General features: G+C 63.3%; 12 protein-coding genes. 11 read left to right on the plus strand and 1 reads right to left on the minus strand.

Annotated elements, in window-relative coordinates:
- Positions 1-21 precede the first annotated feature (21 nt).
- A complete protein-coding gene (locus AC1DX6_RS04790; protein ID WP_477311573.1) occupies positions 22-1,578 on the plus strand; it encodes a tripartite tricarboxylate transporter permease in 1,557 nt (518 codons plus the stop codon).
- A gap of 97 nt (positions 1,579-1,675) precedes the next feature.
- On the opposite strand, the gene AC1DX6_RS04795 is transcribed toward AC1DX6_RS04790, so the two are convergent.
- On the minus strand, positions 1,676-1,840 hold the full coding sequence (locus tag AC1DX6_RS04795) for a hypothetical protein (RefSeq protein ID WP_477311574.1): 165 nt from the start codon (positions 1,838-1,840) through the stop codon (positions 1,676-1,678).
- A 282-nt stretch (positions 1,841-2,122) separates the two neighbouring features.
- Between AC1DX6_RS04795 and rimP the strand changes: the two genes are divergently transcribed.
- From rimP to AC1DX6_RS04845, 10 genes are all read left to right on the plus strand, one after another.
- Entirely contained in the window at positions 2,123-2,767 is a 645-nt protein-coding gene (gene rimP / locus AC1DX6_RS04800) for a ribosome maturation factor RimP (RefSeq protein WP_477311575.1), read from the plus strand.
- A gap of 49 nt (positions 2,768-2,816) precedes the next feature.
- On the plus strand, positions 2,817-4,412 hold the full coding sequence (gene nusA, locus AC1DX6_RS04805) for a transcription termination factor NusA (RefSeq protein ID WP_477311576.1): 1,596 nt from the start codon (positions 2,817-2,819) through the stop codon (positions 4,410-4,412).
- A gap of 38 nt (positions 4,413-4,450) precedes the next feature.
- Positions 4,451-5,101 carry an RNA-binding protein gene (locus tag AC1DX6_RS04810; protein WP_477311577.1) on the plus strand — a complete coding sequence of 217 codons (651 nt, stop codon included), beginning with the start codon at positions 4,451-4,453 and terminating at the stop codon, positions 5,099-5,101.
- A complete protein-coding gene (gene infB, locus AC1DX6_RS04815; RefSeq protein WP_477311578.1) occupies positions 5,098-7,668 on the plus strand; it encodes a translation initiation factor IF-2 in 2,571 nt (856 codons plus the stop codon). Before AC1DX6_RS04810 ends, infB begins: the two co-directional genes overlap by 4 nt.
- 127 nt (positions 7,669-7,795) lie before the next feature.
- Positions 7,796-8,233, plus strand: coding sequence for a 30S ribosome-binding factor RbfA (gene rbfA, locus AC1DX6_RS04820; RefSeq protein ID WP_477311579.1), 438 nt, complete (start codon positions 7,796-7,798; stop codon positions 8,231-8,233).
- The gene (gene truB / locus AC1DX6_RS04825) at positions 8,233-9,210 is read left to right on the plus strand and encodes a tRNA pseudouridine(55) synthase TruB (protein ID WP_477311580.1); all 978 of its coding nucleotides are present in this window, start codon (positions 8,233-8,235) and stop codon (positions 9,208-9,210) included. Before rbfA ends, truB begins: the two co-directional genes overlap by 1 nt.
- A 43-nt stretch (positions 9,211-9,253) precedes the next feature.
- Entirely contained in the window at positions 9,254-10,348 is a 1,095-nt protein-coding gene (gene corA / locus AC1DX6_RS04830) for a magnesium/cobalt transporter CorA (protein WP_477311581.1), read from the plus strand.
- 152 nt (positions 10,349-10,500) lie between these two features.
- Positions 10,501-10,812, plus strand: coding sequence for a 30S ribosomal protein S15 (gene rpsO / locus AC1DX6_RS04835; RefSeq protein WP_269470859.1), 312 nt, complete (start codon positions 10,501-10,503; stop codon positions 10,810-10,812).
- Positions 10,813-11,091: 279 nt separating this feature from the next.
- Complete coding sequence (pnp, locus tag AC1DX6_RS04840; protein WP_477311582.1) at positions 11,092-13,239, plus strand: polyribonucleotide nucleotidyltransferase; 2,148 nt, start codon at positions 11,092-11,094, stop codon at positions 13,237-13,239.
- A 78-nt stretch (positions 13,240-13,317) separates the two neighbouring features.
- Complete coding sequence (locus AC1DX6_RS04845; protein ID WP_477311583.1) at positions 13,318-14,331, plus strand: class I SAM-dependent methyltransferase; 1,014 nt, start codon at positions 13,318-13,320, stop codon at positions 14,329-14,331.
- Positions 14,332-14,344: the final 13 nt, after the last annotated feature.

Raw genomic sequence — 14,344 nt, forward strand, 5'->3', positions numbered from 1 at the left:
TTCATGGGAGTTCGGCCCTAGATGGATACGTTCGGTCTGCTGGCTAACGGGTTGTTGACGGCGCTCCAGCCGATGAACATGCTCTATGCGCTCATCGGCGTCACGCTTGGCACGGCTGTCGGCGTGCTTCCTGGCATCGGCCCGGCGCTCACCGTGGCGCTGCTGTTGCCGGTCACCTACAAACTGGACCCGGCGGGGTCGCTGATCATGTTTGCCGGTATCTATTATGGCGGCATGTATGGCGGCTCGACGACGTCGATCCTGCTCAACACGCCAGGCGAAAGTGCCTCGATCGTCACCGCGCTGGAAGGCAACAAGATGGCGCGCGCCGGGCGCGGCGGGCCGGCTCTGGCAACGGCGGCCATCGGCTCTTTCGTCGCCGGCCTGATCGCCACCATCGGCCTCGCCTTCATCGCGCCGACCATCGTCAAGATGGCGCTGTCCTTCGGTCCGGCCGAATATTTCGCGCTGATGATCCTCGCCTTCATGACCGTTTCGGCTGCCTTCGGCGACTCGACGCTGCGCGGTCTGACCGCGCTGTTTGTCGGGCTGGCGCTCGGCTTGATCGGCATTGACCTGCAGACCGGGCAGGCGCGTCTTGCCTTCGGCATTCCCGATTTGCTCGACGGTATCGAGGTGACGACGCTTGCGGTGGCGCTGTTTGCTATCGGCGAGGCGCTGAGCGTTGCTGCCAGCAAGAGCAGCAGTTCAACCATCCAGGCGGTCAAGGGTTCGGTCTGGATGACCCGCGAGGACTGGCGCCGCTCCTGGAAGCCGTGGCTGCGCGGCACGGCAATAGGCTTTCCGATCGGCGCGATGCCGGCCGGCGGCGCCGAGATCGGCACGTTCCTGTCCTATTCGGTGGAAAGGCAGCTGGCGGAAAAGCCGGAAGAGTTCGGCCACGGCGCGATCGAGGGCGTTGCCGGCCCGGAAGCAGCCAACAACGCTTCGGCCGCCGGCACGCTGGTGCCGTTGCTGACGCTCGGCCTGCCGACCACGGCCACGGCTGCGATCATGCTCGCCGGTTTCCAGCAGTTCGGATTGCAGCCCGGTCCGCTGCTTTTCGCCACGAACCCGCAGCTTGTCTGGGGTTTGATCGCCAGCCTGCTCGTCGCCAATCTTATGCTGCTGGTGCTCAACCTGCCGTTGATCGGCGTTTGGATCAAGCTTTTGACCATACCGACGCCTTGGCTCTACGCCGGCATCCTGCTGTTTGCGACGCTCGGAACCATCGGCGCCAATGCAGCGGTGTCGCAGGTCAATGTGCTGGGGCTGTTCACCTTGCCCGTTTCCTTTGAACTGGGCATGCTTTTGGCGTTCGGCCTGCTCGGCTACGGCCTGCGTCGCTTCGGCTATCCGATTGCGCCGGTCGTGGTGGGGCTGATCCTGGGGCCGATGGCCGAGCAGCAATTGCGGCGCGCCCTGGCCATCAGCCAGGGCGATGTGTCTATCCTCGTCGGATCGCCGATTGCACTGGTCCTGTTGCTGCTTGCGGCGACCGCCGTGCTGCTGCCGCTCTATCTGCGCGCCCGTGGCCGAGGCAAAGTGCTGGCTCAGCTTGGCGCCAGCGAGGACTGATAGGCATGATCCCGAAAAGTGGAATCCGCTTTTCGGAAAAGATCATGCCTAAACAAAGAGAGAACCCCATCCCGATTTTCTCGGGATGGAACAGGCTTTAGAAGCGCCGAATGCGGCGGAATTCGCTGGGGTCGATGCCCAGCGCCACCAGGTCCTGATTCTCGGGGCGGCGACCGCGCTCGACAGCGGCGGATGCGGTTATGGCGCTGCCAAACAGGCGAACCAGTTCGCCAATGGCGCCAAGCGGCTTATAGGTGCTCATGTCTTTCGTCCTTGCTGCTGCATTGAGGAAGTCGTGCGGCGCAACGCACATAGGTGCTGGAAAGACAGCCGGTTAGGGGTGCGGACGCATGCTTGCCATGCGCCTGCTGCAACCGTCCTGGGAATTCCGCCCGGGCGCTGCCGGCCACGGCACTTGAAAGGCGGGCCACCTTCGTTTATATCAACCTCAAATTCTTGGTCGGTATGACGAAGAGTGGGTCCACCCGGTCCCGCTCTTTTTTATTACCTGCCGGTCAGCCACCAATCAAACGACAGGGATCTAATGACTGCAACGGCTAGCGAAGGCGACGACCGCATCATCCGCGAAAGCGGTATCGATGCGCGCATCGCGCTGATCGTACAGCCGGTGCTGCGCGGCATCGGCTTCCGTCTCGTCAAGGTGCATCTGTCGGGCCAGAACGGGCTCACTTTGCAGATCATGGCCGAACGCGAGGACGGCACCATGACCGTCGAGGATTGCGAAGAGGTCAGCCGGGCGGTGTCGCCGGCGCTCGATGTCGATGATCCGATCGAGAAGGCCTATCATCTCGAAGTGTCGTCGCCGGGTATTGACCGGCCGCTGGTGCGCAAGTCGGATTTCGTCACCTGGACCGGTCATCTGGTGAAGCTGGAGACGTCGATCCTCGTCGCCGACCGCAAACGCTTCAAGGGCAAGATCACTGAGGCCGGCGAAGACGATGTGGTGATCGCGCGCGACAAGGCCGCCTATGGCGAGGAGCCGACGGTGCGCATTCCTTATGACGCGATCGCCGAGACCCGGCTGATCCTCACCGACGACCTCATCCGTGACGCGCTGTCGAAGGACAACCGGGCGCGCAAGGAAGCCAAGAAACGCCGCGGCGAACCGGACGACGCGCCAGAGGGTGCAGAAAACGGCGCCGAAGACGAAATCGAACAGGAACTATGATTGAGCAGCCGGGCCCAAACGCTCGGCAACCAAGCTCGGGAGAAAAAAGATGGTTGTAAGCGCCAACAGACTTGAACTGCTGCAGATCGCCGACGCGGTCGCGCGTGAAAAGTCGATCGACAAGTCGATCGTCATCGCCGCCATGGCCGATGCGATCCAGAAGGCGGCGCGCTCGCGCTACGGCCAGGAAACCAACATCCGCGCTGACATTAACCCGAACACCGGCGAGATGAAGCTACAGCGGCTGATGGAAGTGGTCGAGAAGGTCGACGATTACGCGACCCAGATCGCCATTTCTTCGGCCCGCGAGCGCAATCCCGACGCCCAGCTCGGCGATTTCATTGCCGAACAGCTGCCGCCGATGGATTTCGGCCGTATCGCCGCCCAGTCGGCCAAGCAGGTCATCGTGCAGAAGGTGCGCGAGGCCGAGCGTGACCGCCAGTATGACGAATACAAGGATCGCATCGGCGAGATCGTCAACGGCACCGTCAAGCGCGTCGAATACGGCAACGTCATCGTCGATCTCGGCCGTGGCGAGGCGATCATCCGTCGCGACGAGCTGATTCCGCGCGAAAACTACAAATATGGCGATCGCGTCCGCGCCTATGTCTACGACGTGCGCCGCGAACAGCGCGGCCCGCAGATCTTCCTGTCGCGCACCCATCCGCAGTTCATGGCCAAGCTGTTCACCATGGAAGTGCCGGAAATCTACGACGGCATCATCGAGATCAAGTCGGTTGCCCGCGATCCGGGCTCGCGCGCCAAGATCGCCGTCATCTCGCGTGATAGCTCCATCGACCCGGTCGGCGCCTGCGTCGGCATGCGCGGCAGCCGCGTCCAGGCGGTCGTCGGCGAGCTACAGGGCGAGAAGATCGACATCATTCCGTGGTCGCCCTCGGCCGCTTCCTTCATCGTCAATGCGCTGCAGCCGGCCGAAGTCGCCAAGGTGGTGCTCGACGAGGATGCCGAGCGCATTGAAGTCGTGGTTCCGGACGACCAGCTGTCGCTGGCGATCGGCCGTCGCGGCCAGAACGTCCGCCTCGCCTCGCAGCTGACCGGCTGGGACATCGACATCCTGACCGAGGCTGAAGAATCCGAGCGCCGCCAGAAGGAATTCGTCGAACGCTCGTCGCTGTTCATGGAAGCCCTCGATGTCGACGAGATGGTCGGCCAGGTGCTGGCCTCCGAAGGCTTCACCAGCGTCGAGGAAGTCGCCTATGTCGACGCCGGCGAAATCGCATCCATCGACGGCTTTGACGAAGACACCGCTTCGGAAATCCAGACCCGCGCCCGCGAATATCTGGAGAAGATCGAGGCCGAGCACGACGACAAGCGCAAGGCGCTGGGCGTGACGGACGAATTGCGCGAGATCCCCGGTGTCACCACCGCCATGATGGTGACGCTCGGCGAGGACGGCGTGAAGACGATCGAGGATTTCGCCGGCTATGCCGCCGACGACCTGACCGGCTGGAAGGAACGCAAGGACGGCGAGACCAAGGTATTCCCCGGCGTGCTCGCCAATCACGGTGTGTCGCGCACTGACGCCGAGCAGATGGTTCTGGCTGCCCGCCTCAAGGCCGGCTGGATCACCGAAGACGAGCTTGCAGCCGAAGAAGTCCCGGCTGACGAAGCCGTTGGTGCGTGAGGTGAAACCGCATCGCACCGAACCCGCCCCAGGACGAGATGAACGATCGCACCTGCATCGTCACCCGCAAGCAGGCCGAACCGGATGATCTGATCCGTTTCGTCGTCGGCCCGGATTCGGCCGTCGTTCCGGATATCAAGAGAAACCTGCCCGGCCGTGGTTGTTGGGTGACCGCCGACCGCCTACATATGGACAAGGCGGCGGCGAAGAACCTGTTTGCCCGCGCCTTCAAGGCGCAAGTGACCGTACCGCCCGATCTCGGCGGCATGGTCGACGGACTGCTTTCCAGAGCCGCTCTGGGCATGCTCGGCCTCGCCCGCAAGGCAGGCGCAATTTCCCTTGGCGCCACCAAGGTCGAGAGCGCGGTGCGCGGTGGGCTGGCGCTTTTCGTGCTCCATGCCGCTGAAGCGTCGGACGATGGCGTGCGCAAGATCAGCCAGGCGAGACGGGCGACCGTCCATCTCGGCGGGCCTGCCATCCTTGCTTACAAACTTTTCTCCGAGGCCGAGTTGAGCTTGGCATTGGGGGGTACAAATGTGATACATGCTGCCGTTCTCGCGGGAGACGCGGGCAAGGCGGTCCAGAAGCGCATGGTTGCGCTCGACCGATATCGGGGCGGTACCCCGGACGATCTGGCAATGCTTGCGGCCGTTGCTGACGAAGATGATGCCGCAGAGGATATGGAATGAGCGATACGAAATCGGGCGACGACAAGACGTTGAGTGTTACACCCAAGAAGACCTTGACGCTGAAGCGCCCCGGTACGGAGCAGGGCATTGTGCGCCAGAATTTCTCGCATGGCCGCACCAAGTCGGTCCTGGTCGAGACCAAGAAGCGCAAGTTCTCGATGCCTGGCGACAAGCCGGAGCCGGTCGCAGCCCCTGCGTCAGTGTTCACGCCGAAGCCGCCGGTAGCGGCAGCGCCCGTTGTGCAGGAAGCGCCCAAGGCGCCACCGCCTCCGCCGCCGGCCGGACGCGGCGGCATGGTGCTCAACGAACTGTCGCGCAATGAGATGGAAGCCCGCCGCAAGGCGCTCGAAGGCTCCAAGGTTCGCGATGTCGAGGATCGCCAGCGCGCCATCGACGAGGCCAAGCGCCGCAACGAAGATGAAGAGCGCCGCAAGCGCGAGCGCGAGGAATCCGCGCGTCGCCAGGCCGAGGAAGAAGCCCGGTTGCAGACCGAGGCCGAGTCACGCCGCCGCGCCGAGGAAGAGGCACGCCGTCGCGCGCCGCTGGCCGCCGAACTGGCGACCGTCGACGATGAAGAAGAGGCCAAGCCGAAGCGCACCAGCGCCGGTGCCCCGGTGCGCCGTCCGGTCACGCCCGAAGTGGCGCGCCCGGCTAAGCCGACCAAGGGCGAGGAAGACCGCCGTCGCGGCAAGCTGACGCTCAACACAGCGCTTTCCGACGAGGACGCGCGCGCCCGCTCGCTGTCGTCGATGCGCCGCCGTCAAGAGAAGTTCAAGCGCGCGCTGCACAATGAGCCGCGCGAGAAGGTTATGCGCGAAGTGATCCTGCCCGAAACCATCACCATCCAGGAACTGGCGCAGCGCATGTCCGAGCGCGCGGTCGATGTGGTCAAGTTCTTCATGAAGCAGGGCCAGATCCTGAAGCCGGGCGACGTCATCGACGCCGATACGGCCGAACTGGTTGCCACCGAATTCGGCCACACGGTCCGCCGCGTTGCCGAGTCCGACATCGAGGAAGGCCTGTTCAACATCGCCGACAACGCGGAGGATCTCGAGTCGCGTCCGCCGGTGGTGACGATCATGGGCCATGTCGATCACGGCAAGACCTCGCTGCTCGATGCCATCCGCAATGCCAACGTAGTCTCCGGCGAAGCCGGCGGCATCACCCAGCATATCGGCGCCTACCAAGTCGAGAAGAATGGTCACAAGATCACCTTCATCGACACGCCCGGCCACGCCGCCTTCACGGCAATGCGTGCCCGCGGCGCCCAGGCCACCGACATCGCCATCCTGGTGGTGGCGGCCGACGACAGCGTCATGCCGCAGACGATCGAATCGATCAGCCATGCCAAGGCGGCCGGCGTTCCGATCATCGTGGCCATCAACAAGATCGACAAGCACGACGCCGACCCGCAGAAGGTCCGCTCGGAATTGCTGCGTCACGAGGTCTTCGTCGAATCGATGGGCGGTGAAGTGCTGGACGTCGAAGTGTCGGCGACCAAGGGCACCAACATCGACAAGCTGCTCGAAGCGATCCTGCTGCAGGCTGAAATCCTCGACCTGAAGGCCAATCCGGACCGCACCGCCGAGGGCGTCGTCATCGAGGCCCAGCTCGACAAGGGCCGCGGCCCGGTTGCCACCGTGCTGGTGCAGACTGGTACCCTTATGCCGGGTGACATCCTCGTCGCCGGCAACGAATGGGGCCGGGTGCGCGCGCTGGTCAACGATCGTGGCGGACAGATCAAGGAAGCCCCGCCGGCAATGCCGGTCGAGGTGCTTGGCCTGCAAGGCACGCCGCAGGCCGGTGACCGTTTCGCCGTGGTCAACAACGAGGCCCGTGCTCGCGAGATCACCGAATATCGCCAGCGTCTGGCGCGCGAGAAGGCGGTGGCCAAGCATGCCGGCCAGCGCGGCTCGCTCGAACAGATGATGTCGCAGTTGCAGACGAGCGGGCTGAAGGAATTCCCGCTGGTCATCAAGGGCGACGTGCAGGGCTCGATCGAGGCGATCAATGCCGCGCTCGACAAGCTCGGCACCGACGAGGTGCGCGCCCGCATCGTTCATGCCGGTGCCGGCGGCATCACCGAAAGCGACGTGTCGCTGGCGGAAACCTCGGGTGCCGCGATCATCGGCTTCAACGTCCGTGCCAATGTCCAGGCGCGTGCGGCTGCTGCCGCTGCTGGCATCGAGATCCGCTACTACTCGATCATCTACAATCTCGTCGATGACGTGAAGGCTGCTCTTTCCGGCCTGCTGTCGCCGGAGCGTCGCGAGACCTTCATCGGCAATGCCGAGATCCTCGAAATCTTCGACATCACCAAGGTCGGCAAGATCGCCGGCTGCCGTGTCACCGAAGGCAAGGTCGAGCGCGGTGCAGGCGTCCGCCTGATCCGCGACAACGTCGTCATCCACGAAGGCACGCTGAAGACCCTGAAGCGCTTCAAGGACGAAGTTTCGGAAGTCCCGGGCGGCCAGGAATGCGGCATGGCCTTCCAGAACTACGAAGACATGCGCGTCGGCGACGTCATCGAGTGCTTCCGCGTCGAGATGGTGACCCGGACGCTCTGAGTTCGAGTATCCTGTTGGGACCGGGCGGTGGTCGAAAGACCGCCGCCCCAGTCCTATTGAGAATGACCCATATGAGACATGCGGCGCGGTCCCATCCCGCGCTTCACGATTTCAGGATTGAAAAAACATGCCCCGTCCAACCACATCAAGTCCATCCCAGCGCATGCTGCGCGTCGCCGAACAGGTGCGCCATGCGCTGTCCGAAACCTTGCAGCGCGGCGAGATCATCGATCCGCTGATCGAGAACACCGTGGTTTCGGTCTCGGAAGTGCGCATGTCGCCCGATTTGAAGGTCGCCACCGCTTTCGTTTCGCCGCTTGGAGCCAAGGATACCGGCGCGGTGATCGACGCGCTCAACAAGCATGCGAAATTCGTGCGCGGCCGTGTCTCCGGCGCGCTACGGCAGATGAAGTTCATGCCTGAGTTCCGCTTCAAGCTCGACACCTCGTTCGACAATTTCGCCAGGATCAATGATTTGCTGAAATCGCCCGAAGTCGCGCGCGATCTCGGCGCCGTTGATAGCGATAAAGACAACGACCAGGACGACAAGAAGGACAGCGAATAGTGGGGCGTCGCGGTAAGAAGAAGGGCCGGCCGATCTCAGGCTGGCTGGTGCTCGACAAGCCCGTCGGCATGGGCTCGACCGAGGCCGTCTCCAAGATCAAGTGGCTGTTCCAGGCGGAAAAGGCCGGCCATGCCGGCACGCTCGATCCGCTGGCCTCCGGCATGCTGCCGATCGCGCTTGGCGAGGCCACCAAGACCGTGCCCTACGTCCAGGACGGCGCCAAGATCTATCGCTTCACGGTTGCCTGGGGTGACGAGCGCTCGACCGACGATCTCGAGGGCCCGGTGACCCAGAGTTCCGACCGGCGTCCGGCGGAAGCCGATGTGCGGGCGCTGATGCCGAAATATACCGGCGTCATCATGCAGACGCCGCCGCAATTCTCGGCCATCAAGATTTCGGGCGAGCGCGCCTATGATCTTGCCCGCGACGGCCAGACGGTCGACATTCCCGAGCGCGAGGTCGAAATCGGCCGCCTCGACCTCGTCGAGCATAGTGCCGACCGGAGTATCTTCGAGGTCGAATGCGGTAAGGGCACCTATGTGCGCTCGCTGGCGCGCGACATGGGCCGCGACCTCGGCTGTTTCGGTCACATTTCGGAACTGCGCCGGATCGAGGTCGAGCCGTTCACGCAGGAAGACTTCGTCACCATCGCCGAACTGGAAGCCGCCCGTTTCGGCGAGCAGGGCGACGAGAAGCCGGAAGAAGCGGACGCTGCCGATGCGGTGGATGTGCCGGTCGACTTCAGCGCCATCGACGCGCTGCTGGTCGATACGTCGGCCGCGCTGGACTGCTTGCCGCAGATAGCCATCAGCGACGACGCCGCGACCAAGATCCGCCTTGGCAATCCGGTCATCATCCGCGGCCGCGACGCGCCGGTGGAAGCCGAAGAAGCCTGCGCCACCGCGCGCGGCAAGCTGGTCGCCATCGGCGCCATCGAACAAGGCATGTTCAAGCCGAAGCGGGTCTTTGCCGGGTGAGGGTTCTCATCTAGTTTCGGTTCGATTTGCGCTTGAGGGGCATATGGCAAAGACTGGGACGATGAAGAAGCGGGCGCCGGTGACAACGCGGCGGCCGCCGGTCGGTGCCTCGCCGGGCACGCTGATTGCCGATCCCGCGGCGCGACGCTCCGAACTGCGGCTGACGTTGATCTCGCCCGACAAATTCAAGACGATCGAAGATGCCAGCATCGACGACGTCACCATCAATTGCGACCAATGGCCGGTCATCTGGCTCGACTGCACCGGTCTCGCCAACATCGAGCTGATCGAAGAGATCGGCCGCATCTTCAGCCTGCATCCGCTGGCGCTGGAAGACGTCGTCAACACCGGCCAGCGGCCGAAGGTGGATTTCTTCGAAGACCATGCCTTCGTCGTCGTCAGGATGATCGACGACGTCACTGCGCACCGCTACGAACAGATCGCCGTCTTCTTCGGCAAGAATTTCGTCGTCACCTTCCAGGAGCGCGAGGGCGACCCGTTCGACCCGGTGCGCAAGCGCATCGAAAGCTCGATGCCCAACCGGCTGCGGGCGCGCGGCGCCGATTACCTTGCCTATGCCCTGATCGACGCCATCGTCGACAGCTATTTTCCGCCGATCGAGACGGCCGGTGAACTGGTCGACAGCATCGAGGACCAGATGCTGCACACACCGCACAAGCACCAGATGCGGCAGCTGCACGAGTTGCGGCGCGATGCCAATGTGCTGAAAGGCGTGCTTTGGCCGATGCGCGATGCGCTGGCGACGATGATCCGCAACGATGTGCCGTTTGTGAAGGCCGAGACCAAGATCTTCCTCAACGACACGCTTGACCATTCGCTCCGGCTGATCGAGCTGGTCGAAACCCAGCGCGACATGCTGACCGGGTTGATCGAGATGCATCTGTCGCTAAGCCAGGCCCGCACCAACGACGTCATCTCCTATCTGACCATCGTCTCGGTGATCTTCATGCCGCTGACCTTCCTTGTCGGCGTCTGGGGCATGAACTTCGACCCTGATACTTCGCCATGGAACATGCCGGAGCTGAAGGCCTATTATGGTTATCCCGTCGCCCTCATCTTCATGCTGGTGGTGGCGATAGGCCTCATCGCCTTCTTCAGATGGAAGAAGTGGCTCTAGCCAAAGCGAAAATCTCGGATTTTGCTGCAAAAGGCTGCGACAAAGCCGGCTTGTGAATGGGGCTGGTGTTTTCCGGGGAATTGCCCTATATGCGCCGCAGCTTAGCGCACTGACGCTTTGCTTGCACCGGCCCCTGCTGGACGACATCCCGGCTGAGGGCGACCCGTTTCCTCAAACAGATAAGGAAAAACACGATGTCGATTACTGCCGAGCGCAAACAGGAATTGATGGGTGAATTCGCAACCGCCAAGGGCGATACCGGGTCTCCGGAAGTCCAGGTGGCCATCCTTTCCGAGCGCATCAAGAACCTGACCGACCACTTCAAGGACCACAAGAAGGATAACCATTCCCGCCGTGGTCTGCTCGCTCTCGTCTCCCAGCGCCGCAGCCTGCTTGATTATCTCAAGCGCAAGGACGACGCGCGCTATCAGACGCTGATCGAGAAGCTCGGTCTGCGCCGTTGACGAATTGACCGGCGGGCTTTCTTAAGGAGAGCCCGCCGGTCGCGCATTCGGCCAGTCGCATCGATTGGCCAGACCCGGTTTCGAGCGTGCAGAGGGCCACTCGAAACCGCCCATGGACGGTCATGGGGCAGGATTGCAGGACGCTCGCGCGCTCGACCAGCGCTGAAATTCCCGAGCTTCCCGTTGTCTTGCCCGTGGCTGCCCGAGAAAGGAAGCCAGGGAAAGGGCATCCGCGCACCGTGAAACGGCGCGGCCCTTTCCGCATATTAAGGACAAGACATGTTCAATCACCACAAAGTGGAAATCGAATGGGGCGGCCGCCCGCTCATTCTCGAAACCGGCAAGATCGCCCGCCAGGCTGACGGCGCCGTGCTCGCCACCTACGGCGAAACCAAGGTTCTCGCCACTGTCGTCTCGATGAAGGAGCCGAAGCCAGGCCTCGACTTCTTCCCGCTGACCGTCAACTACCAGGAAAAGACCTACGCCGCCGGCAAGATCCCGGGTGGCTATTTCAAGCGCGAGGGACGTCCGAGCGAGAAGGAAACGCTGGTTTCCCGCCTGATCGACCGCCCGATCCGCCCGCTCTTCGCCGCCGGCTACAAGAACGACACGCAGATCGTCGTCACCGTCGTCCAGCACGATCTCGAGAACGATCCGGACATCCTGTCGATCGTCGCCACCTCGGCCGCTCTGACGCTTTCCGGCGTTCCCTTCATGGGCCCGGTCGGCGGCGCCCGCGTCGGCTACATCAACGGCGAATATGTGCTCAACCCGCATGTCGATGAGATGCAGGAATCCAAGCTCGACCTGGTCGTCGCCGGCACCGCCGACGCCGTGCTGATGGTCGAGTCCGAAGCCAAGGAATTGGGCGAAGAGCTGATGCTCGGCGCCGTCATGTTCGGCCACAAGGGCTTCCAGCCGGTGATCGACGCCATCATCAAGCTGGCCGAAGTTGCCGCCAAGGAGCCGCGCGATTTCACTGCGCCGGACTATTCCGCGCTTGAAGCCGAGATGCTGAAGATCGTCGGCGACGAACTCAGCAATGCCTACAAGAACGTCGACAAGCAGAAGCGCTATGCCGCCGTCGACGCCGTCAAGGCGAAGGTCAAGGCAGCGTTCGCCCCGGCCGAAGGCGAAGACGCCAAGTACACCTCCGAGCAGATCGGTTCAGTGTTCAAGGAACTGCAGGCCAAGGTCGTGCGCTGGAACATCCTCGACACCGGTTCGCGCATCGACGGCCGTGACCTCAAGACGGTCCGCAAGATCGTCTCCGAAGTCGGCGTCCTGCCGCGCACCCACGGTTCGGCGCTGTTCACCCGCGGCGAAACCCAGGCGCTGGTCGTTGCCACCCTGGGCACCGGCGAGGACGAGCAGTATGTCGATTCGCTGACCGGCATGTACAAGGAGAAGTTCCTCCTTCACTACAACTTCCCTCCCTACTCCGTCGGTGAGACCGGCCGCATGGGTTCGCCGGGCCGCCGCGAAATCGGCCATGGCAAGCTCGCCTGGCGCGCCATCCGTCCGATGCTGCCGAGCGCTGACCAGTTCCCCTACACGCTGCGCGTCGTCTCGGAGATCACCGAGTCCAACGGTTCGTCGTCGATGGCCACTGTCTGCGGCACCTCGCTGGCGCTGATGGATGCCGGCGTTCCGCTGGCCAAGCCCGTCGCCGGTATCGCCATGGGCCTGATCAAGGAAGGCGAGCGCTTTGCGGTTCTCTCCGACATCCTGGGTGACGAAGATCACCTCGGCGACATGGACTTCAAGGTCGCCGGCACCGCCAACGGCATCACCTCGCTGCAGATGGACATCAAGATCGAGGGCATCACCGAGGAGATCATGAAGATTGCGCTGGACCAGGCCAAGGATGGCCGCCAGCATATCCTCGGCGAGATGGCGCATGCTCTGACCGGCGCCCGCCCCGAACTCGGCGAATTCGCACCGCGCATCGAGGTCATGCACATCCCGACCGACAAGATCCGCGACGTGATCGGTTCGGGCGGCAAGGTCATCCGCGAGATCGTGGAAAAGACCGGCGCCAAGATCAACATCGAGGACGACGGCACGGTCAAGATCGCTTCGTCCAACGCCAAGGAGATCGAGGCGGCGAAGAAGTGGATCCACACCATCGTCGCCGAGCCGGAAGTCGGCGAAATCTACGAAGGCACGGTCGTCAAGACCGCCGACTTCGGCGCTTTCGTCAACTTCTTCGGTCCGCGTGACGGCCTCGTCCACATCTCGCAGCTTGCCAACGACCGGGTCGCCAAGACCTCGGACGTGGTCAAGGAAGGCGACAAGGTCTGGGTCAAGCTGATGGGCTTCGACGAGCGCGGCAAGGTCCGCCTGTCGATGAAGGTCGTCGACCAGGCCACCGGCAAGGAACTCGCCCGCGACAAGAAGGCCGAAGGCGAAGAACACGCCGCCTGAACGGCCTGAGGTCATAAATCGAAACGGGCGCGACAGATGTCGCGCCCGTTTTCATTTTCACGGTAAGAGAGATCGAGAATGTCTGCCGAGCCGCTGAAGACGCTGTTCCACCCCTTCGAAGTCGAGGTCCTGCCTCTGCCGCGCAAGGGCGAGCGTGTGCTGTTTCTGGGCGCAGAACCGGGTCTTCGCCTGCCCGAGGGCTTCGAGGCAGCGCTTGATCTGGTGCAGGGCTTCCGGCCGCATCTGCGTGCGTTGCAGGCGTCGGGATTTACCGTCACCCCGCAGGGGCAAGACAGCGGCTTTGATGCAGCATTCGTGCTTGCCGGCCGCCATCGCGGACGAAACGAGTTGCGCATCGCCGAAGCGCTGGAGCGTGTGGCACCAGGCGGATTGATCGTCGTCGCCGGCAGCAAGGACGATGGCGTCGCCAGCCTGCGCAAGCGCATTGGCGAGCTTGTGCCGCTTGAGGACCATCTGCCGAAATATCACGGCATTGCCTTCTGGTTCCGCCGTCCCGCGGATATCGGCGCTGCGGAGAAACTACGCGACGCCAATCCCGCCTTGCTGGTAGACGGCCGTTTCCACACCGCGCCCGGCATGTTCTCCTTTGATAGGGTCGATCTCGGCTCGAAGCTGCTGGTGGACAATCTGCCCAAGGACCTGCGCGGCAACATTGCCGATTTCTGCGCTGGCTGGGGCTATGTCGCGGCCGAGGTTTCAGCACGCTCGCCCGGCGTAACCGGGCTCGACCTCTACGAGGCGGACTTCGACTCGCTCGAAGCGGCGAAAGGCAATGTTGGCAAAGGCGCCGTTGAACCGCGTTTCTTCTGGATCGACCTGCTCAGCGAAGCCGTCGAGCAGCGCTACGATGCGATCGTCATGAACCCGCCCTTTCACCGCAGCCGGGCGACGGAGCCGGAGATCGGCGCCGGCATGATCCGCGCCGCGGGCAAGGCGCTGAAGCCGGGTGGGCGGCTGTTCATGGTGGCGAACCGCCAGCTTCCCTACGAGCCGGTGCTGGCCGCGGCCTTTTCCAGCCATGCCGAGATTGCCCGCGACGGCATGTTCAAGGTTTTCGCGGCTCGCCGCTGAAGCAAACGCAGTG

The sequence above is a fragment of the Mesorhizobium sp. P2_C4 genome, assembly GCF_056404575.1.